This window comes from Zunongwangia pacifica (assembly GCF_023499215.1).
GTDB classification, from domain to species: domain Bacteria; phylum Bacteroidota; class Bacteroidia; order Flavobacteriales; family Flavobacteriaceae; genus Zunongwangia; species Zunongwangia pacifica.
The window spans coordinates 1-25492 of the sequence record NZ_JAKHSK010000043.1; the positions used below are offsets into that span (position 1 = coordinate 1).

At 37.4% G+C, this 25492-nt stretch carries 22 protein-coding genes and 1 pseudogene; 11 read left to right on the forward strand and 12 right to left on the reverse strand.

Features of this window, described 5'->3' with window-relative positions; translation table 11 throughout:
• Together L1967_RS19640 and L1967_RS19645 are read left to right on the forward strand one after the other, a co-directional pair.
• Window positions 1-226: pseudogene (locus L1967_RS19640) on the forward strand (thiol:disulfide interchange protein); the annotation flags it as partial.
• 142 nt (window positions 227-368) lie between these two features.
• The gene (locus L1967_RS19645) at window positions 369-1850 is read left to right on the forward strand and encodes an aminotransferase class V-fold PLP-dependent enzyme (RefSeq protein WP_249603209.1); all 1482 of its coding nucleotides are present in this window, start codon (window positions 369-371) and stop codon (window positions 1848-1850) included.
• 229 nt (window positions 1851-2079) lie between these two features.
• Here L1967_RS19645 and L1967_RS19650 read toward each other — a convergent pair whose 3' ends face one another.
• The 7 genes from L1967_RS19650 to L1967_RS19680 form a co-directional block, all read right to left on the reverse strand.
• Entirely contained in the window at window positions 2080-2655 is a 576-nt protein-coding gene (locus L1967_RS19650; RefSeq protein WP_249603210.1) for a hypothetical protein, read from the reverse strand.
• 88 nt (window positions 2656-2743) lie between these two features.
• Window positions 2744-3211, reverse strand: a complete 468-nt coding sequence (locus L1967_RS19655; protein ID WP_249603211.1) for a DUF423 domain-containing protein — start codon at window positions 3209-3211, stop codon at window positions 2744-2746.
• Window positions 3212-3474: 263 nt separating this feature from the next.
• Window positions 3475-4047, reverse strand: coding sequence for an RDD family protein (locus L1967_RS19660; protein WP_249603212.1), 573 nt, complete (start codon window positions 4045-4047; stop codon window positions 3475-3477).
• A gap of 568 nt (window positions 4048-4615) precedes the next feature.
• On the reverse strand, window positions 4616-5653 hold the full coding sequence (locus L1967_RS19665; protein ID WP_249603213.1) for a hemin-degrading factor: 1038 nt from the start codon (window positions 5651-5653) through the stop codon (window positions 4616-4618).
• Entirely contained in the window at window positions 5650-6459 is an 810-nt protein-coding gene (locus L1967_RS19670) for a heme ABC transporter ATP-binding protein (protein WP_249603214.1), read from the reverse strand. The genes L1967_RS19665 and L1967_RS19670 overlap by 4 nt, the downstream gene beginning before the upstream one ends.
• On the reverse strand, window positions 6459-7493 hold the full coding sequence (locus tag L1967_RS19675) for a FecCD family ABC transporter permease (protein WP_249603215.1): 1035 nt from the start codon (window positions 7491-7493) through the stop codon (window positions 6459-6461). Before L1967_RS19675 ends, L1967_RS19670 begins: the two co-directional genes overlap by 1 nt.
• Window positions 7483-8358: a heme/hemin ABC transporter substrate-binding protein gene (locus L1967_RS19680; RefSeq protein WP_249603216.1), complete on the reverse strand. Its 876-nt coding sequence runs from the start codon at window positions 8356-8358 to the stop codon at window positions 7483-7485. Before L1967_RS19680 ends, L1967_RS19675 begins: the two co-directional genes overlap by 11 nt.
• Before the next feature lie 179 nt (window positions 8359-8537).
• Between L1967_RS19680 and L1967_RS19685 the strand changes: the two genes are divergently transcribed.
• The 5 genes from L1967_RS19685 (at window position 8538) to L1967_RS19705 (ending at window position 14653) form a co-directional block, all read left to right on the forward strand.
• Window positions 8538-10655: a TonB-dependent receptor plug domain-containing protein gene (locus tag L1967_RS19685; protein WP_249603217.1), complete on the forward strand. Its 2118-nt coding sequence runs from the start codon at window positions 8538-8540 to the stop codon at window positions 10653-10655.
• A gap of 17 nt (window positions 10656-10672) precedes the next feature.
• Window positions 10673-11872, forward strand: a complete 1200-nt coding sequence (locus L1967_RS19690) for an HmuY family protein (RefSeq protein WP_249603218.1) — start codon at window positions 10673-10675, stop codon at window positions 11870-11872.
• A gap of 125 nt (window positions 11873-11997) precedes the next feature.
• Window positions 11998-12870 carry a ChaN family lipoprotein gene (locus L1967_RS19695; RefSeq protein WP_249603219.1) on the forward strand — a complete coding sequence of 291 codons (873 nt, stop codon included), beginning with the start codon at window positions 11998-12000 and terminating at the stop codon, window positions 12868-12870.
• Between the two features lie 487 nt (window positions 12871-13357).
• The gene (locus L1967_RS19700) at window positions 13358-13906 is read left to right on the forward strand and encodes a lipid-binding SYLF domain-containing protein (RefSeq protein ID WP_249603220.1); all 549 of its coding nucleotides are present in this window, start codon (window positions 13358-13360) and stop codon (window positions 13904-13906) included.
• Between the two features lie 78 nt (window positions 13907-13984).
• The gene (locus L1967_RS19705) at window positions 13985-14653 is read left to right on the forward strand and encodes a haloacid dehalogenase type II (protein WP_249603221.1); all 669 of its coding nucleotides are present in this window, start codon (window positions 13985-13987) and stop codon (window positions 14651-14653) included.
• Window positions 14654-14679: 26 nt separating this feature from the next.
• Here the strand turns inward: L1967_RS19705 and L1967_RS19710 are convergent, their stop codons facing one another.
• The 3 genes from L1967_RS19710 to L1967_RS19720 form a co-directional block, all read right to left on the reverse strand.
• Window positions 14680-15270, reverse strand: coding sequence for a thioredoxin family protein (locus L1967_RS19710; RefSeq protein ID WP_249603222.1), 591 nt, complete (start codon window positions 15268-15270; stop codon window positions 14680-14682).
• 11 nt (window positions 15271-15281) lie between these two features.
• Window positions 15282-18890, reverse strand: a complete 3609-nt coding sequence (locus tag L1967_RS19715; protein ID WP_249603223.1) for an outer membrane protein assembly factor — start codon at window positions 18888-18890, stop codon at window positions 15282-15284.
• A gap of 153 nt (window positions 18891-19043) precedes the next feature.
• Entirely contained in the window at window positions 19044-19493 is a 450-nt protein-coding gene (locus L1967_RS19720; RefSeq protein ID WP_249603224.1) for a nucleoside deaminase, read from the reverse strand.
• An 80-nt stretch (window positions 19494-19573) separates the two neighbouring features.
• Between L1967_RS19720 and dxs the strand changes: the two genes are divergently transcribed.
• A complete protein-coding gene (dxs, locus tag L1967_RS19725) occupies window positions 19574-21340 on the forward strand; it encodes a 1-deoxy-D-xylulose-5-phosphate synthase (protein ID WP_249603225.1) in 1767 nt (588 codons plus the stop codon).
• 37 nt (window positions 21341-21377) lie between these two features.
• A complete protein-coding gene (locus L1967_RS19730) occupies window positions 21378-22379 on the forward strand; it encodes a DUF3078 domain-containing protein (RefSeq protein WP_249603226.1) in 1002 nt (333 codons plus the stop codon).
• A 106-nt stretch (window positions 22380-22485) separates the two neighbouring features.
• On the opposite strand, the gene dgt is transcribed toward L1967_RS19730, so the two are convergent.
• Window positions 22486-23832 carry a dGTP triphosphohydrolase gene (gene dgt / locus L1967_RS19735; RefSeq protein WP_249603227.1) on the reverse strand — a complete coding sequence of 449 codons (1347 nt, stop codon included), beginning with the start codon at window positions 23830-23832 and terminating at the stop codon, window positions 22486-22488.
• 105 nt (window positions 23833-23937) lie between these two features.
• Window positions 23938-24501, reverse strand: a complete 564-nt coding sequence (locus tag L1967_RS19740; RefSeq protein WP_249603228.1) for a DUF3109 family protein — start codon at window positions 24499-24501, stop codon at window positions 23938-23940.
• A 211-nt stretch (window positions 24502-24712) separates the two neighbouring features.
• Here L1967_RS19740 and L1967_RS19745 point away from each other — a divergent pair, with 211 nt between their 5' ends.
• Together L1967_RS19745 and L1967_RS19750 are read left to right on the forward strand one after the other, a co-directional pair.
• Window positions 24713-25294, forward strand: a complete 582-nt coding sequence (locus L1967_RS19745; RefSeq protein WP_176218968.1) for a MarC family protein — start codon at window positions 24713-24715, stop codon at window positions 25292-25294.
• Window positions 25291-25491 carry a hypothetical protein gene (locus L1967_RS19750; RefSeq protein ID WP_249603229.1) on the forward strand — a complete coding sequence of 67 codons (201 nt, stop codon included), beginning with the start codon at window positions 25291-25293 and terminating at the stop codon, window positions 25489-25491. Before L1967_RS19745 ends, L1967_RS19750 begins: the two co-directional genes overlap by 4 nt.
• Window position 25492: the final 1 nt, after the last annotated feature.

The following is a 25492-nucleotide window of genomic DNA, read 5'->3' on the forward strand; positions in this document are numbered from 1 at the left end:
GCTACCAGAGGAGGAGCAGTACACGTCTGAGACCACGGGTAAGGAGATTACGACTATTGGTAATAAATGGAGTGATTTTCAGATCAGGGAATACAAGGCCAATGCGCAGCCGTACTATGTGCTGTTAGATGCAGATGGAAACCGGCTGAATGAGCCTACGGCTTACGATCCCGATATTGAATCGTATCTAAACTGGCTTGAAGAAGGAATTAAAAATTATAAATAAGGTGCAAAAACTTATAAATTAAAATTAATTGAATTGTTTTTTTAGTCTTAAAAGAGGGCTTAAATGCTTATTTAAGCTCTCTTTCTTTGTAATGATTCCAATAATTTTATATTAGCATCAAAATTAAGAGTATTAAGAAATTATGCAAGAAGCTACTATATCTGAAAATCTTGAGACTTATTTTGACCGATTCAGGCAAAATACCATAGGTGTAAATCATCAGTTTAAATCGGTTTATGGGATCCAAAACCAGTTATATGCCGACTGGATTGCCAGTGGAAGGTTATATCGCCCTATAGAAGAATTGATTTGTAAAAAGATAGGCCCTTTAATGGCCAATACCCATTCTTTCTCCAGCGAGACCGGTAAAGCATCTACTTACGCCTATCATGAAGCCAGAGCAATTATAAAGCAACACGTAAATGCGAGTGTAGATGATGTGCTGGTTACCACCGGTACGGGAATGACAGGTGCTCTTGCCAGATTGCACCGTATTATGGGGCTTAAAGGTAAGCATCATTTGCCGGGATCATCAGACAGACCTGTTGTTTTTATAAGTCATATGGAGCATCACTCCAATCAGGTGCCCTGGCAGGCTTTAGATATAGATGTAGTACTCGTAGAACCAGATGAAAAATTACAAATATCTCTAGAAAACTTAGAGCAGCAACTTCAAAAATATCAGGATCGAAAGTTTAAAATCGGTTCATTCACGGCCTGTTCTAATGTTACCGGGGCTATTGCTCCTTATCATAAACTTGCAGAAGTGATGCACCATCATGGCGGACTTTGTTTTGTGGATTTTGCAGCGTCTGCGCCTTATGAGGCTATTAATATGCATCCTGAAAATCCATCGCAAAAACTAGATGCTATTTTCTTTTCACCACATAAGTTTTTAGGAGGTCCGGGAACCAGTGGCGTTTTGGTTTACGACAAAACCTTGCATCAAAATACACATCCTGATACGCCCGGAGGTGGGAATGTAAAATGGACCAATCCCTGGAATGACTATGGATATCATGCCGATCTGGAAACTCGTGAAGACGGTGGAACTCCCGGTATCCTTCAGGTGATCCGTACCGCTTTGTGCCTAAAACTCAAAGAGCTTATGGATCCTAAAATGATGAAGTTGCGTGAAAAAGAACTACTTGATTTGTTTTATGAAGGTGTTGCCGAATTTCCAGAGATTGAAGTCCTGGGGAATCGCGAGGAAGAGCATATAGGTTGCGTTTCGTTTAATATTAGGGGAATGCACTATAATCTGGTGGTTAGACTACTTAATGATAGATTTGGAATACAGGTGCGTGGCGGATGGTCTTGTGCCAGCAGCCTGGCGCATTATCTGTTTCAAATTGATGATCAACAATCTGAAAAAATGATTCAGGATATTGAAAATCAAAATTTAACTGATAAACCCGGCTGGGTAAGGGTGTCTTTACATCCCATTATGACCAATGAAGAAGTTCAGAGTATTGTTAATGCGTTAGGTGAAATTATATGTCATGGAGAAGAATGGGCAAGAGATTACCAATATAATCCTAAAACCAATGAATTTGATAGCCTTCGGCAGGATGACACTGAACTAAGGCAGGACATGAAAAGCATGTTTTCAAGCTTAGCGTAATGTAAACGCTACTGAATATCTAATTTTTTTCAAATAAATAAGATAAGGAGGGAGTATTCGATTGCTTCTTTCTGGATTGAGAAGAGTAAATATTCCAGGAGTTATAGGCTTCTGGAATATAACTCTATACCCCAGGAAAATATGTGTTGAAATGTAGAAGCTGTATTTTTTTAAATTACAAGAAAAATCAGCACCTTATCGCATTTAGTGCCTTACTTGTAAACTGACATTATTTTATTATTTCAGTGAAATACACTATTCCAAATATCCAACCCACATAGAGTAGGGTATAAGCGAACGAATACATAACCGAAATTCCAATGATTCCTTTTGTGTCTTTTGATTTGTTAAACACAAATTTTAAGGCTCCAAAGAAAACCCAGTAGAGCATTGCTAAAATTATGAATAGTGAAAACCAAAAAACCGCCTCTAGAACTAGTAGGAAAATCACAAATAGAATGGACATCAAAATCCACCATAGAATAGATACAATTAATCCCCCAATTCCATCTCCGCCGTCAATTGAAGGTAAGTCCATATTTGTAACTCCACTCGTCAAATCTCTATTTTTAAACTTTCGGAATTTTGGGAAATTGTCAATCAGTCCAATGCCAGTATAAAGCCCATACGTTATAAAAAGAAACAATGCTGTGGCTATAATTCCCAGCGATAAAAAGAGATTGGAAGTCAGACTCCGATTATAATTTATGCCGGTAAGATAGACAGTGAGAATTGTAATTCCGATTACAATTAATGAAACTATAAAAACTGATTTTCCTTTTAAATAAGTTTGTTTTATTTTCAATTTCGATTGTTTTGATCTGCGATTTGTTATGCACAATTGGCTGTGATTTAAATATTATCGCAAACTGAAACCTGGGACTAGGTTAATGTTAAAATTGCAGCGTTTCGGAGAGCAAATTTTTATACTCTTCTATATCTTTTTTGTGTTTTTTCTGTAACCTAAACCACAATAATATGGCAATTGCCAAAGTAATAACGGCTAATAAATACATAGAATTTCCACTATTATTTCCCAAAATTATTGCCGTTATAAAACTTAATACTAAAAAAATATGTGCGAAAATCACAAATTTCCACAGCACGTTTTGGCTAAAAGAAATATGCACGGTTGTCTCATTTTGATCATCTGGTCTGGTTAACTTTCCGTTAACCGCCAAGTTATTGTGATAAGCTATATACCAAGCATAAAGTAATCGTTTACGAATTTTAAAGGTTATGGAACTGCTATTGTCACTTTTGATTTCTAACGCAAATCCGTTAACCGATTCTAGTGAAGATTGTAGATACTTCTTTATTTCAGTAGGATTATTTTTCACTTTAAAATTCCAATCTTTCATAAGATCAATTTTTAATGTACTTGGATAAATTATTTCATAAATCGATCAACATCTATGTGTTACAATTTTAATAAGACTGTTTTAGTTGCATTGTATAATTAAATGCTGCTCCTTCAACTTCGACTAACTGTCTAGAGTATAGATAGTGTTAGATTTTGTTGCAAGTTATATTCTTTGAGAATAAATTTAACTAAAAAATATCGAATATCGCTTACGTATTTACCTGCAATTGGCTATTCCTGGGGGCTAACAGCTAGCTTTTACTATTCTATTTTATTGAATTCTCTTATTCCATATGATAATATCATAATTAGAAATATAACTATCATTCCTATTATTAACGCAATAATGATATCTCCAATCTTCAATTCCGTTTTTAACGTTTGATTATCAGGAATGACTTTTGTTCCTGCTATGAAGTCTCCAATTCTGCGGTTAGGAGAGATAAGTGAAAAAATCACTTCTATTGGCCAAAACACCAATGTTATATTTCTAATAACTGATTTTATCGGATTAGCTATTTCTCCTGTTTTATTATCAACGATTATAAGTCCAAGAATTCTTTTAGCTGGACTTTTCCCTTTAATCGCATCTTTATTAAAATAGGCTGAGAAGATCATTGATCCTAAAAATATTGGAATGACCACGAGCCATTCCGGTAAATTTGAATCAGATGGATTCCCTATTATTAAATATCCAATCCCTATAAGAACAAGCGTAATAATTCCAATATCAAATGTCATAATAAAATGTGAGATAGAATAAACTTTGAAATTTCCTGTAGATGTAGGTGAAGGATCTCCCGGTTTAACAATAGGAATATTATTCCTTACCAAAATTCCCGTATTCGGAACTTAAAATTTGTAGAATATAGGGGGCTACTTTGTTTATTATAATTTGAGCGAATTGTAACATAGACCTGCGGGTCTAATTATTTTCTATTTAGGTTTCTAAACTTATACTTTTTTCATTAAAACCTGAGTATAGATGATCTTGCTATTATCGGTTGGATATTCGCACTAAAGCTATTAACGCAAAAAGGGACTAAAAGTATAACTTTTAATCCCTTTTATTGACTTTAAAAATTACTAGAACATATTCCACCACTTTTATAAAGCAGCAGAATAATCAAAAAACAAATAACTGCCAGAACGATTAATATGATTTCCAGCATAACTTAAATTTTATTGGTCCGCCAAAGGCTAGCATATCCCTTTCGCATGATTTACTTTTTTTTTCATTGTGTGGGTTTTCAAGGAAAATCTGTATCTAAATGCTACCAAAATACAAGCTTCGGTATAAAATCTTTTGCAAAGACTTTACTCAGCCTCCCGCATTCTCTTAAATCGAAATCAGGTTAAAAAACTTTTCTTTTTCACATTTCTTAGTCTTGCCGCATTTCCTTTATTGCTGAAGTTGCGCTATGACTTCCTGCCATTCTTTAATTTCAGGAATTCCCGGTTTTCGTTTTCCAAAAAACTGAACGATTAATTCATCATTTTCATCAAAACACTCAATAGAGGTGACAATTCCATCTTCAGTCGGTTTTCTAACGACCCAGGAATTAGCCACATGATCCATGTTTAAATGAAGATTAAAATCTGGATCCATAATATTAAACCACTGCTGGTGCCAAAGCGCTTTTTTAATCTCACCGGTATGGATTTGTATATTTCCACGATTTCCAACAAAAACCATAATCGGCACTTCCTTTCTGGCAACACCTTCTAACATGCTCACAATTTTCTCCTTCTCAATTTTAGCGGCATGGTACGTACTTGGTGCTAATCTTAAGGCCTGGGTACGGCTAATGTTGTGTTTTTTAAGCAAGCCAAAAAAGTGATGGGTGTCTTTAAGGTCTAACCATGATTTCTGAAAGTTTTCTATAGCAACTTCAGCATCGGTTTTATAATTTTTTTCTTCGGAAAAAGCTTTAATTGCTAATTCAGCCGACTGTTCTTCAGCTTTATATTTTTCAACTAAAGCATGGTAGGCATTGATGTTGCTTTGTGGGGTAAGGTAGATTTTATGAACCGCCATCCCATCTTCAGCAAAAAACTGAAGACTGAGACGTTCTTTCCCGCGAGCCATTTCAGAAACCGCAAAAGCAAAAGCCCAGTGCATAAAGAAAATCCGCAGGTCGATATCTTCCCCAACAAAAAGTCCGACGGGCGATTTACCTATCGACGGATTTAAATATCTTCCTTTTCGCTCGTGTACGCAGCTTTCGTTACGCGTTAGCGCCATAACCTTGCCCAAAGATTCGATTTCCTGTAAAATTTCTTTAGGTTTATTTGCTAACCGGGTAACGCCATTGCCGATTTTTGTCGCTAGTAATTCGGTTTCACTTACATTAAGCACCTGTGCGGCGTTTCGTATCCTTAGTTGAGGTTGCTCTTCTTTAAGAGTTTCCCATTGTTGTTTTAAACTCGTTGTACTCATGGCTGTATATTTTGAATTATTGAAGCTGATTTTTCTTCGCCAAACACGATCATAGGTGTTTGCGCGAGCGGATGGGACATCACCTTGCAGGGAAAATCGTAAACATGACAAATGGTTTGCGAGGTAAGCACTTCTTGTGGATGACCGTATTTTATCATTTTACCGTCTTTAAGTAATAAAATACGATCTGCAAATTGCGCGGCGAGATTAAGATCGTGCATCACAATAGCAGCCATATTCCCCTTTTTTACAAAGACTTTTACCGCTTTTAAAACCTTATGCTGGTAATAAATATCAAGATTGTTAAGCGGTTCGTCCAACAACATCAGTTTTTCCTGAAATTCATTGTTTAGCTGGGCAAATATTCTTGAAAGATGAACGCGTTGCTTTTCCCCACCTGAAAGTTGATTGTAGGAGCGGTCTTTAAAATGGCTCATTTCGGTAAGTTTTAAACTTTCAGAAACTACTTTTAGATCGGTGATCCCAGGCCGATTTGCAAAATAAGGATAGCGCCCCATCATCACCACCTCGTTTACCGGTAGCGGAATATCCTGTTGGTGGTGTTGGCTAAATTTGGCCCTGGTTTTTGCTAATCTCGCCGTTGTCCATTGCTTAATCGATTGTTGCTGAAAATTGATTTCTCCGGAATAATTGATCTCTTCGGTTAAGGCTTTAAGTAAGGTGCTTTTCCCGGCACCATTTGGACCAATAATCACAAAAAGCTCTCCCGCATTTATATTGAAGCTGATATCCTGAAGCAGCTTCCTGTTTTTGATGTGGATGTTTAACTGATTTACGGATAACATTACAATGCTTTTTTAAATTGAAGAAGAATTAAAATAAACACCGGTGCACCCATAAAAGCAGTAATGATGCCTATGGGAATTTCGATAGGCGCTAAAGTGGTTCGGCTAATAATATCTGCGGTAAGCAGCAATAAACTGCCAAAAAGGGCAGAGAGCGGTAAAATGATGCGGTAGTCAGATCCTAAAAGCAGTCTTAGAATATAAGGAACAATAAGCCCCACAAAAGCAATGGTCCCTGCAAAGGCTACAGAGGTACCTACAACCAGTGCCGATAGCCAGATAATTTTAGCATGGTATTTTTTTACGTTGATGCCTAAATGTCTTGCATTGTCTTCCCCCAGCATCATGGCGTTTAAGGCCTTGCCGTTGCCTAAAAGAAAGCTCAGGCAAATGAGGTTAATCGTAAAAAGGATAATCACTTTGGGCCAGTTGGCAGCACCAAGGCTTCCCAGTCGCCAAAACGTAAGATCACGTAGTTCGTCATCTTTAGAAATAAAGGTTAAGAAACCTGTAGTAGCTTCGGCCAGGGCGGCGATGGCCACACCGGCTAAGAGCATAATGACCACATGCGTTTTTCCGCTTTTAAAAGAGATGCTGTACACCAGCATCATTACTAACAGCGCACCAATAAAAGCGGCAATAGAAATTAACGAATAATGTAAAATCTCTGGTAGAAAACTTTTAATCGTACTTCCTAAAACAATCGCAACGGCTGCAAAAAGGGCCGATCCCGCGGTAATTCCTATAATTCCCGGTGTAGCAAGCGGATTTTTAAACATGCCCTGTAACGATGTGCCCGTAACAGCAAGACCGGCACCCATAATAATGGCTAAGAGCGTGCGTGGCATACGTACATCGAAAAATATATAGGCATCGGTAGGGTTTACTGCTACCGTGCCATCAAAAATGCTTTTAAATAAAAGCAGGAAATCATTCCAGTTTAACTGGTATACGCCCAAAAGGCTTGAAGCGATAAAAGCGACAATCAATAGAACAATGCCTAAAGACATATACCATTTAAACCTATTTTGCATACTGGCTAAGCTTTGTATTAAGTTCGGTTGCGGCTTCTCCTGTTCGTGGACCAAATCCCGTTAATAATAGGCCATCCATGCTAATTACCTGTCCTTTTTTTACGGCGGTAGAGTTTGCCAGGCCGGGAATATCTTTTAAACCTTCTGCACCATTTACACTTTGTAAGCCGGTGTTAAAAAATAATAGGATATCAGGATTGGCCTGTGCTACGGCTTCGGTCGTTAGCGGGCGATAATCATCATAAGTATTCATTGCGTTTTCGCCACCGGCAAGCTCGATCATTTTTGCTACCGGTGTTTCTTTTCCGGCCACCAGTAAAGTACCGGCACCACGAGCGTAAACAAACATTACTTTAGGCGTGTCGCTAAATGTTGACAGGCTGTTAAGCTTATTTTCGATGTTTTGGGTCAACTTTTTTGGAGCCTTGGCATCAAGATCTTTGGCAACAGCCTTAATCAGGTTTTTAGCGCCTTCTACAGAATATTCAGGTTCATAATAATGAACGGGAATGTCTAAATTATTAAGCTGGGAAATAATATCTTCTGAAAGTTCTCTCTTTACCGCAAAGATTTGTGTGGGTTTTTGTTGCAGCAGGGCTTCAACATTTAAATTCATCACATGGCCAAGGTCGGTAGCCTTTTCTTTTAAGTTTTCTGGATACATACTGGTAACATCTACTGCTACAATTTGATCCTGATGGCCTAAGTCGCTAATAATTTCACTTAGCGTTCCATTAAGGCTAATAATACGCTCCTGCGATTTTTCTTGCTGTGGTTCTTTTGGTGAGGTCGAATCAGATTCAGTGTTTTTACAGCCTATTATGGCGATGAAAAAAAGAAGACTGAAAAGTTTAAATAGCTTCATTGTTAATTTTTATTAAATCTAAATAAGACAAATGTAAAATTCATTTTGAAAGAAGTCCATTTTCAAATGTTAAATTTATTTTTATTTAGATTGTTTAAAAATAAAAAAGGTTTTTGCTTGCTGTTTTCAATTTCAGCATTTATGTTTGCGGTTAAACTTATTTAAACTAAATCTAAATAATGAAATTTCAAATTATCATTTTATTCAGCTTACTTACTGGGAGCCTTTATGCACAAAAGGATTCCACTAAGGTTAATGCTTTGGATGAGGTTCTGTTATTTGGAAACCAGCAAACCATAAGTCGTATAGACAAAGAATTATTCCCTGTAAATACCATAAGCGCCCAACAGATCAATCAAGTGGGTGCCAACAACCTTGCTGATATCTTAAATCAGCAATTAAACATTAGTATTACGCCAAATGCTGCGGATGGTCGATCTACCGTAAGTATGTTTGGATTATCTGGGGATTATGTAAAAATTTTAGTCGATAACGTACCGCTGGTTAGTGATAATGGCTATGGCAATAATATCGATATTACGCAAATCAATCTGGAAGATATTGCCCGAATAGAAATTGCAGAAGGTGCTATGGGTGTACTCTACGGTGATAATGCTGTAGCCGGAGTTATAAATATTATCACCAAAAAATCTACCGCTTCAACATGGAATATCAGGGCCAGCGTACAGGAAGAAACAGTAGGTGAAGAATATAATTTTGAGGATGAAGGTCGCCATATCCAAAATCTAAACGTTGCGCATAATATTTCAGATCACTGGTATGCTTCGGCCAATTTTTCGAGAAACGATTTTAACGGATTCAAAAATAATTACCTCGGAAGGGATCATTTTGGTTTATCTGGAAATAGCGTGGTTAACGATGGTCGTCGCGGTTATGAGTGGAATCCAAAGTTGCAGCACAGCTTAAATGCCATGCTGAAATATGGTAAAAACGACTTCAATTTTTTCTATAAATTCAATTATTATAATGAGACCCTAGACATCTATAACCATGTGATCAATTTTAGGATCCAGAATGGGGAGTACGATATTGTGGCTAACGACGAGCAATTTGTAAGCAATCGATTTAGGCACGAAGCGCAGATTTTTGGCAGTATAAACCAGGTAAATTATAATCTTTCGCTTTCCTATCAAAGTCAGGTACGAGATTACGAAACTTACGTTTACGATCTTAGGCAGCAGGAGAAGAGAAGTACCACTAAAAAAACAACCAACCAGGAAAGTGATCTTTGGTTTTCTAAAGGGACTTTTGAAAATTTATTGACTACATCGTCCAATTTCAATCTTACAGCGGGTTACGAAATCACGTATCAAAAAGGCTATGATGCGGTAGCGAGCGGAGCGTATTCAGATGATATTGCAGAGCAGGATCTGGGGAATTACGATGTGTTTTCTCAGCTTTCTTTTACCAAAAAGAACTGGTCGGTCTACCCGGGCGTTCGGTATAATCATAATTCTAATTACGATGGCAAACTTATCTGGTCGGCGACAGCTAATTATAAGCCCAAAAGCGATCTAAAATTTCAGGCGGTTGTAGGTTCGGCGTATAAGACGCCAACATTCACCAATTTGTATTACTATTTTGTAGATGCGAATCACGATGTACGTGGGAATCCGGATTTATCTCCAGAAGACGGAATTTCTTACCTGATCTCTGCAGAAAAAACTTCGGTTTTAAATAACCAATCCCAGCTTCAGAATAATCTGAAATTCTTTCATTTTGATATTCAGGATAAAATAGATTTAGCTGTGGTTGGGGATAATTCCCAGATGCAATATTTAAATATTAGCGAGTATAAAATTTTGGGAGTTTCTACTGAAAATAACTTCAGCTATAAAAATTTTCAAACCAATATCGGACTAAGCTATACCGGGATTTCCCAAAGCTTGAAAACCGAATCATCTAATCCGGACGATTATCTGTTCAGTTTAAATGCTACGGCAGCGCTTCGATATTACTGGCCAAAAGCAGAAACACGTTTTTCGTTGCTGCTAAAATACAATGGCGAGTTACAGCAATATTTTAGAGATAACGATACCAACGAATTTGTAAAGGGAACGCAGGAAGATTACTCGTTAATGGATGCCAGTATCAATAAATATTTCTTTAAGAAGTGTTTTGAAGTTACCCTTGGTGCCAGAAATCTTTTTAACGTCGTTCGTGTAAACAATGCAGCCATTAGCGCTACGGCCGGTCACCAGGCAACATCGACCTCGCTGCTGTTTGGTTATGGCCGCTCTTATTTTTTAAAACTTTTATATAACCTTAATATTTAATCCTAATCAATATACTCATGAAAAAGAATATTTTACTTCAATTATTTTGCCTCTCGTTTGTGTTATTTAGCTGTAGCAGTGATGATGATAACGGAGGTGTGATCCAAATTCCCGCGGTAGAAAGCGCGGTATTAGATATAGAATCTGGGGGGTCTAACGAGCCTAACCAGGTGTATATCGACTTAAGTACCGAGGAAACTACTGTGGTGCGCCGCGATAGCTGGGAGCTTGGTTTTGTAAGTGCTGAAAACCGGGTGGTTTTAAATTCGTCGATTTTAGTTGCAGCCGCAAAACTAGAAGGGATTTACGATATCGATGCAGTCAATAACGAAACATCATTGGAAAATGCCATGAGTTTAAAAACATTGAATATTGATAATTTTCAGACCAATGAGGTTAAAGTGACCAATGTTGGGGAGCTCATTGCAGGGCTTCCAATTGGATATGCTATGTACGGTGATCTGGAAAGCGGTATTTATTTTACCGATAACAGTACTGGAGATTTAGATAAAACAGCCATAGGTGATATTGCAACTGCTGAAGCGGAAGCTGATGTGTTTGTGGTTTCACTGGGAAAAGAAATACCGGAAGATCCAGCTGAACAGGGATCGGTAAAACACACTGGCGATGATCGTGGTTTTTATAAGATCAAAGTGTTTATGGATAACAATAATTATGTGTTGCAATACGCTGCCCTAAGTGCAGATACGCATAAAGAAGTAGTCATTACCAAAGACGAGGCTTATAATTTTACGGCTTTTAGCCTGAAAAAAGATAAAGAAGTGAATGTAGAGCCAACCAGGGAAAGCTGGGACCTAAACTTTACCAGTGTCTATTCTTATTACGGAAGTATGGGCGGGATGATTGCCGGTTTAACCTATTCCGATTATATGGTACATAATATTTATAATGGAGTAGGGGTTTATATGGTGCTTACCGAAGAACCCGGTGAAGGCGAAGATGCCGCTCCCGTGCCAACCGGGCAACCATCTTACGACGAATTTAGCTTACAAGATGTTGAAGAAAGCCAACTGGTTTATGATGATCGTACAGTAATTGGCAGTGGCTGGCGTGATGCATTTCCCGCCAGTTTAAAATCAGATCGCTATTATATTGTAAAAGATGCAGATGGTAATATCTACAAATTACAATTTACGGCTTTATTAAGCGAAAGCAAAGAACGTGGTTACCCACAGATCAGATATGATCTTTTATAAGGAGTGTTGTTTTAGTTAGTGTTAATCCCTGTTTTTTTTAAAGCAGGGATTTTCTATTCGATTATCTAGCCCAGTTAATCCTTAGTCGCAGGAATTTAATTATCTTAAAGTACAAATTTTCTAGTATGAAAAAGTTTTTTACAGCCGCATTGATCCTTTTTGCGTTTTTTAATCTTAAGGCACAGCAATTAAAAGCTTATGCCATTTATGATACTGAAGGAAATGCTGTGTCATTTCAAAAAATGAGTGATAGTTTATCGAATTATGAAGTGGTACTTTTTGGGGAATTTCATGATCATCCCGTGGTGCATTGGCTTCAGAAAAAACTTACCGAAAAATTATATGCTAAAAACCCTAATCTGGTTTTAGGAGCAGAAATGTTTGAAGCCGATAATCAATTAATTCTGGATGAATATCTTCAGGATAAAATTCCGCAAAACCGTTTTGAAGAAGAAATGCGACTGTGGAATAATTATAAAACCGATTATAAGCCTTTAATCGAATTTGCGAAAAAAAATCATCTGCAATTTGTCGCCACCAATGTGCCCAGGCGTTATGCATCGGCAGTTTCTAAACATGGCCTTGATTCTTTACAATCGTACACTGAAGAAGCCAGGTCGTACTTTGCAAAACTCCCCATAAAAGTAGATACCATTACTCCCGGTTATGCAGAAATGCTGAAGATGATGAACGGTCACGGTATGCAGGGCGATGCAATGAGGTTTGTAGAAGCGCAAGCGATTAAAGATGCCACGATGGCCGAGAAAATCCTTGATTATTTGCCAGAAGATGGTATTTTTTTGCATTATAATGGCGATTATCATAGCAAAAGTTTTGGTGGGATTTATTGGTATTTAAAAGCGATGAAACCCGATTTAAAAATTGCGGTAATTAGCGTAGCGCAAAGCCAAAATGAATCTTTAGATTTTGAAGAAGATAAAGCCGGTACCGGGAATTTTATACTTTTTATTCCAGAAGATTTTACACGAACCTATTAATGGGGAAAAATCCCTTTTCTATTAGAGTGCTTTTTTCTTACTTTTCGGAAGTATTATTACTATGAGAAACTAAATAACCTCTTCCAAATTAATTTGGAAGGCAAATTCAAAAAGGATAAATAGTAGTACATAAAGCTTAAAATTAAGTGAAATAACAAGCTGTTAACAATTTAAAAAACAAGCAATTTATATTTTTGAATCAGCTGTTTGTCTTAAAGCTATACAATAAAAAAAATAAAATTTATTCCGGGAAATCAATCCCAAATCTGATTTCCCGGATATCAAATTCTGAAGACATTCAGAAATTGGTAATTGATTTTAAGTGAGAGAGAGTGAGAAAAGGGCTGGTCAACGCTTGTTGGCGGCCTTTTCTTTTTTGTATTATTTTAAGTGTTTTTTTAAAGTTGAGTGAAATAACACCGCATTAACACTGTGTCTTTTAGTTGCTTTCTAATTTTGTTTAGATCAAAAAAATAAAATTATGAAAATGAAAAAGAAGTTAAATCTAGGGTTTTTAGCGGTACTTGCACTATTTACTTTTAGTACAGTTAATCTTAATGCACAAACCGAAAAGCAAAAAGACTTAATCGATGATGCTACAGCATCTAAAGCAGCATTTATTAAAGAAGAGCCAGAGATGGCGTTACTTTTTGAAAAAGCAGCGGGATATGTGATTTTTCCTAATGTAGGTGAAGGTGCATATATTTTAGGAGGAGCCGCAGGAAATGGGGTGCTTTTTGAAAACGGACGCGTAGTAGGTTTTTCAGAATTAAGGCAAGTAGATATCGGTTTACAGATAGGTGGACAAGCGTATAGACAAGCCATTTTATTCCAAACCGAATCTGAATTAGCAAAATTCAAAGAAGGAAATTATAAGCTATCCGGTAAAGCTTCCGCGGTAATTCTAAAAGAAGGTAAAGCAAAAAGTATTAACTTTAAAGAGGGTAGAGCAATTGTAACTATGCCTAAAGCTGGTGCAATGGTAGATATCTCTGTAGGAGGGCAAAAGTTTGAGTATAAAGATCTGAAGAAGTAATCATTTAATTTAGATTAAAAAATTTATAAGGTCGGTTAATTACAGCCGACCTTTTTATTTTCTCAAAAATAAAAATCAATGAAAATAAAGGCACTCATTTTTGATGTAAACGAGACGTTGCTAGATACGCAAAAACTAAAGGAAAAGATAAATTTACAGTTAGATAATCCTTTAGGATTTCAGGTTTGGTTTAGTAAGCTATTGCATTATTCATTGGTAGAAAATGCGACTGATAATCATCATGATTTTTCTGAAGTTGCTTTCGCTACGCTTAAAATGACTGCTAATTACTTCGGAAAAAAACTGCCAGAAAATCATATAAAATCAACGCTTCATCTTATCAGTAAATTACCGGCCTATCCAGAAGTAATGAGTGCGCTAAAAGTATTTAAGGAAGATTATCGTTTAATTGCGCTAACCAATGGAAATCAGTACACCGCTGAAGCGCAATTGAAATATGCCAAAATCAGCGAATATTTTGATCGTATATATTCGGTAGATGTTGTGGGAAAATTTAAACCACATCAAAGTACATACAACAAGGTTTTATGTGATTTTAAACTAGAGGAAGGAGAAGCTATGATGGTGGCTGCTCACGGCTGGGATATTGCCGGTGCCCAAAATGCAGGTTTAAAAACTGCGTTTATAGCACGAGAAGGGAAGAATCTTTATCCTTTAGCGGGATCATCAGATTACGTGGCGAAGGATTTAAAAGAACTAAGTAAAATGCTAAAAAACAAGGCCTGAAATTGTACAATTTCAGGCCTTGTTTTTTAATACTTTAAGGAACTAAGGATATCCAAAAACTCTTTCTGGACAGTTTGTGTTTTATCTTTAGCGTACCAGGTGTGTAATTCTTTTTCAAAGGTTTCAAAATCCCTTCCGGCTGGATTTTCTTTCCATTCCATGACCATATCCTGTGCGGTTTTAGGTCTTGGTCCCCAGGTAAACAATTCTACCCCTTCTTCAGAAAAAGCAATAAGTTTTGGTATCGATTTGCTTCCGTTGGTATGATATTGCTCTATTAAATCAGGGTTTTCATCCCTAAGGATTACTCTTAGATCGATTTTATCCCCCGCGGAAGCAATTTCACCAATTACGGGTAAATTTTGTGCGCTATCCCCACACCATGCTTCAGTAATAACATACCAAATCTGCGGTTTTTTAAGGGTTGTTACAAGATTTTCTAATTCAGGAATTAGTTTAGTTGTTTTATTAAGCCTTTTCATTCGGCTTAAATTAAGCTCGGTAAATTTTATAAGTTTTTCGGTTTGATTTTCCCCCGAAGTTTGTTTGTTTTTTACCAGCTGTACCGTCCATTCATAAAATTCGATATAACTAAATACCGGTTTATTGACTTTCATTTAAATATTGTTTAGAAATTAAATCCAAGCGAGAACATTACTCTATTACCATCTTCGCTATGATATAATCCTAAATTGCCTGAAAGTGCGTTGAATCCGTTTATAAAAATGGAACCACCAAAATCGTTGTGCCAAACCTCAGAGTCATCATTGTCTTCCCACACGCGGCCATAATCAAAACCTAAGGTTACTCCCATTCTTATCGGGATAAAATTGGTCCTGAATTTAGCGATCCCTACTCTTAAATCTGTGCTTTGATAAAACGAGGTTTTACCATTAAAGCGGTCGTTTCTATACCCTCTTAAACTATAATTACCACCTAAGGTTGCTGCATGATAAAATTCATAATTATCGCCAAAGACCATATGGCTTCCAATCTTAGTGGCAAGCACTGCCAACCCACTTTCATGTAATGGATAATCTATAGATAAAGATGGTTTCAAATATACGAATTCGTTATTATATTCGTCGATATTTGTCTTATAACCTGTGGCTAAATCAAACTGAAATCCTCTTCTTGGGAATGCCAGTTCGTTTCCTTTATTTTTATACTGAAAAGACAGCTCACCACCGGCGTAAACCTGGCTTTCAAAAACATCATCGTTAGCGTTAAAAAATGCTCCGGTAGCTTCGTTGGCTTTATAATCTACTTCATGAGATTCGATCATAGGTTTGATCTCAAAATTGAGTCCGTTCCCGCTTCTGTAAATTAAAGATGGGGCAAAGTTCCATTGTGCAATCCCTACTCGGTTATAATCTCTGTCTACCGCATCATCGTCATAAGTAGTTTCATTACCATATCCAAAGAAGTTCATGGCATAATTAGGACTGGTAAAACCAGCTTCTATACCAAAATTCCATTTATGGAAGATATGAGCAAATTCCCCAGAATACGTAAATTCGAATCCATTGGTAGCGGAATAATATGCCGCACCAAATTTGTGTTGTGTTTGGAAGGGATTATTTGCTAAACCATAGGTTGTATAAGTGTCTGAAATCCCTACCTTAAAGCCGGCATCTGGATCCCACCCAATTGCAGGGAAAATGGTATTGGTACTGTATTTTCGTCTATCTGGATTATAATTATTGATTTCGTAATCATCTACCAGCCATTTACTGCTATTGCCTTTTACGGTATTCTTTTTATTCTTGTAATCGTAAAGTTTTGCATTCCGGTTATTTTCAAAGTCATAGGTATCGTTATTTTCTCCGCCTATAATTTTAAGTTTAATGTAGTGATCCCCTTCTCCTTCGATTTTAAAATCGTCCTTACCATCTAGTCCGTAGATCCAAATTTCTTTGGTAAGTTTTTTATCGTAAGTATGCTCATAAACAATTTCATCATCAGTCTCTATAGCGATTGTTGTTTTGCCATCTGGTTTTCTAGTGATCAGAAACTTATCATCATCCTCTGTCCCGGTGATTACCTGAAAGCGTTTTAAATAGTCATAATAAGTTCTGGCAGATTCTAAAAGATTATCGCGACGTTCTTTTAAAGCCTTTTTAATATCTTCTATGGATTGATCTTGTACTTCTTTAGGTAAGACTTTAAAAGAATCTTCGATCACCTGATCTGTAAGCCGATTTTGTATAAATTCAACTTGTTTTTTCCAATCTTCCCAAGTGAGGTCTTTTAAAAATGCCTGGTCTAAAGGATACCCGTCAAAATTTAGCCATTTTACATTTTTTATACCACCTTCAAAATCCTGCATTCTTCTAAAATCCATAATCCCAAGCTTTAATACTTTGATAATTAAGCCATCATATCTTGGGAATGCCTGGTCGCGGTCGCGTCGTATTGGTTTATAAAGTTTGGTGCCGTCTTCCTGCTTAAATTCAGAGAAGCGCCATTGATCATTGTGGCGATCCCAGTCGCCAATAAGCATGTCTGTAAGGCGTGCCTTTATCCAAGCCGATTGATCTACTTTATATTTTTTAGAATCTTTCATATCCATCAGTAAATCTGTGCTCGAAACGATATCATCTGGGCTTCCAAACTTAGGATTGTCTTTATTCTCATCACCGGCATGCACCTCTAACATATAAAGTTTATCACCGTAACCTTCATTAAAAATATTTAGGTTTTTTTGTTTTGGCAGATAATAGATTTCTGGCTCGGCATTATAGATATTCAGTGTGTCCAGTATAGGGTTTAAGGCAAAGGGGGCATAAGGGTGTGCAGTGGTATAGAAATCCTGTACAATTCTTTCTGCAACGGTATTTTGCATATAATCTTCTACATAGTGATCCTTTATGGCAGATTGTATAAATCTAACCGCACTTTTTCTTAGTTCCCTTAAGGTATATTCGTGATCTTCATCATCTTTTATGCGTATAGATCTGGATTGATGCCCACCACCTTCTGAAATGGCTACCGGGTTTCCTTCTAATTTGGTTAAATCTAATACAGGAGCTTCAATCTCTTTGCTATAAACATCGCGATAGTGCGTTCCCCAAAAGAAATTATATACACCACTTTTAGAGGTTTCCTCGTCGGTATAAATAGAAGCCTTTTTAGTTGCCGGCCAATTGCTAAGGTCATGATAAGAAACTTCGTCTAATGTAGTTTGCTGTCTTTTGATTATTTTACTGAATAGCTTTTCAGGAGCTCCGTTTTCAACTGAGTAAAATTCAACTTCAGAGCTGTTATCTTCATAAACGGTAAGTCTTGCAAAACCGTGGTCGCTTGAAGCAAATTGTCCATCTTCTTCATCGACTCTGGCCTTTCTGGTTTTTTTACCGGCGGTACCGCTAATGATTTGTGGAATACCATCGTCTGATAAATACTGTAAATTTTGATCGCTGGCAGAAACAAAAATCACATCTGGGAACATGCTCGCCAGGGTTTCTAAAGTACCTCTTAGTTTTCTGCGCTGCTGGCTATAGTAGTCTTCTTTTTTAAAACCACCGGTTTTTTCGAAGAATCCCTGTTTTGTATTACTTAAAACGGGATGGTGTATCGCAACGATAACTGTTTTGTTTTGCTCGTCTTTAAGATCGTCCTTAAACTTAGCAAAAAAGTCAGCTCGGGTTTTAAGATCACATTTATTATTAATATATAAATGTTTATCCCAATCTTCTAAAAACCATTGAGAATCTATCATTAGTAATTCGATATTCTTGGTATCCAAATCTTCGATCTCTCTTACGCAACCGTCATTTGGCCAAAACTCAGCTTTACTATTATCCTGAATAAACGATTCCATATCGTCTATGTTCTCATGCCCGTTTTTGTTCCATTCGTTTTTTCCCGGAGTATAGATCACACGCCCGTTAAAATTTTCCATGGGTTCCATTAGGCTTTTACGAAGTAATTCTTCGGCCTTTTTGCGATCTTTTTTCTTTGGAGGGAAACCATTTTTGGCCGTAATATTCCCTATAGCCACAAAGGTTGCTTTTTCATCCTTCTGCGACATTTCATTAATGGCAGAAAGTACCTCTTTGGTATAATTAGATTCGTCTACACCTGTATTTCCCGTAAAATAGAAAGTCTGAGATACTTTTCTCCCAGGCTGTTGGGCGTACGAATACGTAGCACTAATGACTAACAAAAAGCAAAAAGCGAAACGAATTTTTTTAAGATTAAAATATGTGAGCTGAAGTAGAAATCTATTTACCATGTATCTTATGTTAATTTTTGAAACGACCAAATTGATCTTGCACGATGTGAATTTCAAAAAAAATAAGAGATTTGAATAAATTTTAACTATCTATAACACTTTTGTTTCCGCAAGCCTAAAAATTTTCATAAAACAGGTAAGCCCGGTAATGGTCTAGTTAAGATTGCGTTTTTCTATAAAAAAACGTTTGAGAAGTTGCCCACATTCATATTCCATTATTCCCTGAGAAACTTCTGTTTTAGGATGCAGTTGAACGCCAAATTTTTGATACCCGCGATGCTCGTCTTTTGCTGCAAAAACCAGTCGGGAAAGCTGACTCCAATACAAAGCGCCGGCACACATCTGGCAGGGCTCTAACGTGACGTACATGGTGCAGCCCTTTAGGTATTTACCACCTAAAAAACCGGCTGCCGAAGTAATAGCCTGCATTTCGGCATGGGCAGTTACATCATTTAAAGTCTCGGTAAGGTTATGGCCACGAGCGATAATTCTATTCTTAATAACTACCACGACACCTACAGGGATTTCACCTTTGTCAAAAGCGATTTCAGCTTCTTCATAGGCTTTCTTCATAAAATAGGAATCATCAAAAGGTGTAAGCACGGTGTAAATTTTTAGCAAGATAAAAAAGGAAGTGCTAATTATTAAAATAGTTTCAGGATAAAACTAAATTTGCCTTGATTATGGAGTATCAGATTTTAAATACGATAGAAGAGCCTGCAGATTTAAAAAATCTGTCTTTACAGGAATTACAGCTTTTGGCTAAAGAATTACGACAGTATATCATAGCGATTATTGCAGTAAAAGAAGGCCATTTAGGGGCCAGCCTTGGGGTGGTAGAGTTAACTATTGCCCTTCACTTTATTTTTGATACTCCCAATGACCTTTTAGTTTGGGATGTAGGCCATCAGGCCTATGGGCACAAAATCTTAACGGGTAGAAGAAAACAATTTCATACCAACCGCCAATTGGGCGGATTAAGTGGTTTTCCTAAACGGGAAGAAAGTGTTTACGATGCTTTTGGAGTTGGGCATTCGTCCACTTCGATTTCTGCGGCGCTGGGAATGGCGCTGGCATCAAGATTAAAAGGTGATTTGGACAAACAGCATATTGCAGTTATTGGTGATGCTTCTATTGCAAGTGGGATAGCTTTTGAAGGTTTAAACCATGCCGGGGTAACCGATGCTAATTTACTGGTGATTTTAAATGATAATGCCATTGGGATCGATCCTAGTGTGGGGGCATTAAAAGAATATCTTACCAAAGCCAAAGTAGGATATAAGCCTAAAGAAAGCAATATTATAGAAGCACTTAATTTTAACTATTTTGGGCCGGTAGATGGTCACGATTTAGAAGGATTGTTATCTATTCTGAATGAATTAAATGAAATTAAAGGGCCAAAATTTTTGCATGTTATTACCAAAAAAGGAAAAGGATTAAAGAAGGCGGAAGAAGATCAGGTAAAATACCATGCGCCCGGAAAATTTAAGCCAGAAACCGGCGAATTACTTCCAAGTAGCGCTGAAGGCTTGCCCTTAAAATATCAAGATGTTTTTGGGTTGACTTTGGTAGAATTAGCCGAGAAAAATGAGAGGATCGTAGGAATTACTCCGGCGATGCCAACCGGTAGCTCCCTTAAATATATGATGGAAGCTTTCCCGGGAAGAGCATTCGATGTAGGAATTGCCGAGCAGCATGCGGTGACACTAGCGGCAGGGATGGCAACGCAGGGAGCAATAGTTTTTTGTAATATTTATTCTACTTTTTTACAGCGAGCTTACGATCAGGTAATTCATGATGTGGCCTTGCAAGATTTACCGGTAATTTTTTGTTTAGATCGTGCCGGCTTGGTGGGAGAAGATGGGGCTACGCACCACGGCCTTTTTGATTTAGCATTTTTACGCGCTATTCCCAATATGATTGTGGCTGCCCCGGCAAACGAGATCGAACTTAGGCAGTTACTGTATACCGCTCAATTAGGCTTAAAACACCCCATGGCTATACGTTACCCAAGGGGAAGAGGGGTACAGGTGAATTGGCAGGTGCCTTTTAAAGCTTTGGAGATTGGTAAGGCGGTTTGTGAAAAAGAAGGCCAAAATCTTGCAATCCTGGCTATAGGTTCGATTATTAAAAATGCGAAATTGGCTTTGCAGGAAATAGAAAGTGAGGTTGGATTATATAATATGAGGTTTGTTAAGCCTTTAGATGAAGTGATGTTGCATAAGGTTTTTAAGAACTATAAAACGGTTTTGACTTTAGAAGACGGGGTGGTAACTGGTGGTTTTGGTAGTGCGATATTAGAATTTGCAGCAGCTAATAATTATAGGGTTAAAATAAAGTGTTTGGGGATTCCAGACAGCTTTATAGAACATGGCAAGATTACCGAATTGCAAGAAATTGCGGGAATCGACGTTAAAACTATAATTAACGAGGTGAAATCTCTGTTATAAGTTTTAATTTTGCGAATCCGAATAATCTAAATAACCAATGCAAGTGCGATTAATCATCAGTTTAATTTGTATTTCATTCTATCTTGGTATTTCTTCTTTCTCGATGTGTGCACAAAATCAAACGGCGCGAGACACCACAAAGTCGCCACAAGATTCTGCTGAAGTCGAGCAGCCTGTGATCATATACTGGTCCAAGAAAAACACTGTTGGAGTGAATTTAAGTGAAGTAGCTTTTGTAAACTGGAATGCCGGTGGAAATAACTCTATTTCTTCTCTTTTTTATGGGCAATTTGAACGGAATTACAAGAAAAAGTTAACCAGCTGGAAAAACTATCTTTCGTTAAGATACGGACTGAATTCTCAGGAAGGCCAGGAAGTTCGAAAAACAGACGATCAGATTCAATTTAAAACCACTTTTGGGTATCGAAGCGATTCGGTTTCTAACTGGTATTATTCCGGGAATATCGATTTTAGAACTCAGTTTGCCAATGGTTACAAATATCCCAATACCGACGCGGCCATTTCTAAATTCATGGCACCGGGCTACCTTTTAATTGGTGTGGGTACGCAGTTTTCGCATCCAGACGAAAATTTTAATGCTTATATCTCTCCGGTTACCGAAAAATCTACTTTTGTGCTCGATCAGCGTTTGGCTAATGAGGGTGCTTTTGGGGTAGATCCGGCACAATATGATGAGCTGGGTAATCTGATTGAAGAAGGGAATAAAGTACGATCGGAATTTGGGTTTTTGGTGACCAGTGATTTCAAAAAACAGGTGTTCCCCAACGTGAATATGAATACCCAAATAAGTTTATATTCAGATTATCTGCGGGATTTTGGAAATATTGACGTGGATTGGCAACTGAATTTTGATATGAAAGTGAACGATTTTATAAAAGCCAATATTGGTTCACACCTTCTTTACGATAATGATGTAAAATATAAAGAAGATACCAACGGTGATGGAGAGCTGGAAACCCTAGGAGCCCGCGTACAGTGGAAGCAGCTTTTAGGGATTGGTTTTACCTATGTTTTTTAACTCCGATAATCGAGATTAAATGTTCCGATCCCGCCCCGATAGCCATCGGCATGCCGCGAAATAGAAATGATTTTCGAATAAATTGCCCTTTGGTAGTTTGCTAAAGTTATAAACCAGACCCCTGATATCTTTTGAAAGAAGATACGGTAAACCCATCAGTAAGCGAGGCGGTATACGAACAAATTTGAATAAGTTTCTGGTATACCGAAGTTTCAGCTTTTAAATGTTTTAGTTTAGGTACAGATTTTAAGACCAGGTCGTTAAAGTTTGAGTAGAGATCGTTACGATCGGGTAAAAATGCCCTGGTATAGGTGTCTAACAACGTTTCTAGCATTTTATAGCCGGCGATTTCTTTATTGATTACCTCTTCGCTCTGGTAAATTTTTTCAACGCTAATTTTGATAATATCTTTAATTTGTGCTTCGTACTTACTTTTATCGAATAAGGCCTGATGGAATTCTCCTGCAAGAATGGCTTCTTCATTGGCCAGGAAAATCTCGGCAGCTTCGCGAATTAAAGTGTTAATCGCTAAAGATCGCAGATAACTTAAACGATCTGCCGTACTTTGTAGAGAATTATATTTAGGGGTCGATATGTTATCTTTTACCAGTTTGATTAGATATTCTAACGCATAATCCTCATCGATTAAACCAAGATTAATGCCGTCTTCAAAATCGATAATGGTATAGCAAATATCATCTGCGGCTTCTACAAGAAAAGCTAAAGGATGCCTTGAGAAGCTAATATCGTTCTGGTTGCCTGTTTTGCTAAGGCCAAGTTCTTCGGCAACATCCAGCATGGTTTCTTTTTCGCTCTGGAAAAAGCCAAATTTCTTATCGGCTATATTTTTTGTGGGTTTGTGCGGCAAGGATTCCTTAGGGTATTTCATAAAAGCGCCAAGGGTAGCGTAGCTTATTCGCAATCCACCGGGAGTGCCGGGGCGATCTTCGGTAAGGATCTTAAAACCGTTGGCATTCCCTTCAAATTTTACCAAATCCTGATATTCTTTGTCGCTAAGTTGGGATTGGAATCTTTTGCCGTTCCCGTTTAAAAAATACTCGCCTATGGCTTTTTCTCCAGAATGTCCAAAGGGAGGATTACCAATATCATGGGCTAAAGCTGCTGCGGCAACGATGGCTCCAAAATCGTTCATCTGGTAACCATGGATAGTGCTAAGATGGGGATGTTTTTCCAGAATTTTCTTTCCGGTTAAACGGCCTAAAGAGCGGCCAACTACAGAAACTTCCAGACTATGCGTTAAACGCGTGTGTACAAAATCTGTTTTAGAAAGTGGGATCACCTGGGTTTTATCCTGTAAACTTCTAAAGGCTGAAGAAAAAATAATACGGTCGTAATCCACTTCGAAACCTAAGCGGGTTTCATCTTGTTCTTTACGTAGTCTTTTATTGGTGTCTCCAGATCGTTTTAGCGATAATAGTTGTTCCCAGTTCATGATTTTGGTTTTGCGTTAGGGATAGAGCGGTTTGTTTGAGCTCTTGCAAGATGGCTAAATCTTGTAAAGCGAGTAGCGAAAGCCCGGCCAAAGGCAACGCCCAAATTATAGGTTTTGGGCTACTTTTTCTAATTCGGCATACCAGTCTTCCCCAAATTTCCTAATAAGGGCTTCTTTGGTAAATTTATAAATAGGTACCCCTAATTCTTCGCCAAGACTACAAGCGTCGTCGCAAATATGCCATTGATGATAGTTTACCGCAGAAAATTCTGAATACTCCTGAACGCGTACCGGGTAAAGATGGCAGGAAACCGGTTTTTTCCAATCGATTTCTCCCTGATTATAGGCTTCTTCTATTCCGCAAAGTGAAGTGCCTTTATCGTCGAAGGTGACATACGCACAATCGGCACCATCGATAAGCGGGGTTTCGATCTCGCCTAATTCGGTTGTGATATACCGTCCTTGCTTTTCTATGGCATCGATGCCTTCTTGTCTAAGAAATGGTTTAACTTTTGGATAAATTTTATCCATGATCTCTTTCTCGTGTTCTTCTACGGGAGCACCGGCATCGCCATCTACGCAGCATGCCCCTTTACAGGCCGAAAGATTACAAACAAATTCTTTTTTTAGAATTTCTTCTGAAACTATGGTTTTACCTAACTGAAACATACGGCAAAGATAATTTTAAGATTGATTTTATAAAGAAAACAGCTTTATTATTTGTGTTATTGTAGGGATGAAAATTTAAAAACCCTTGTTTAATTAGTGTTTTTCCTTGTTAAATAGGGAATGAAGTTTTGTTTTGATTGTTTAGAAATATTTAAAGTTGAAATGAACCAAAATCATTATGAAAATTTACTTTTGCAAAAAATTTTGAGCTATGTTTAATTTGTTCGACTTCAGGGAAGTGTTTACCGTAGGGATGGTTTTATTTGCGGTAATCGATATTATTGGAAGTATCCCTATTGTGTTGGATTTACGAAAAAAAGTAGGCCATATACAAAGTGAAAAAGCCTCTTTAGTGGCAGGTTTGTTAATGATCGCTTTTTTGTTTTTAGGGAAAGAAATTTTAAACCTTATTGGCATCGATGTAAATTCGTTTGCGGTGGCAGGTTCGTTTATTTTATTTTTTCTGGCTTTAGAGATGATCCTTGGGATTAGTTTGTATAAAGATGACGCGCCAGAATCGGCTTCTATAGTGCCTTTGGCATTTCCATTAATTGCCGGGGCAGGGACGATGACCTCGCTTTTATCTTTGAGGGCTGAATATGAAACCATAAATATTATTGTGGCTATCATAATCAATATTATCTTTGTATATATCGTCTTAAAATCTTCAGGTAAAATAGAACGGGTTTTAGGATCCCAGGGGATAAATGTTATCCGAAAGATATTTGGCGTTATTTTACTGGCAATCGCCGTTAAACTTTTTGCCGCAAACATTCAGAGTTTATTTTCATGACAAAGTATTTAATCTACACGATCATTTTTTTAGGAATTGTTGTTATTGGTTTTAATGTTACTATATTAGATTTTAATCATCTAATGGAAGACGAAAGCGGGACAGCTTTGATCGCTATTGTGGCCAGTCTTTGTGTGATCGTTTTAATGGGAATCCTTTTAGTGTCTAGAGCTATCGCAAAAAAACATGATCAATAAA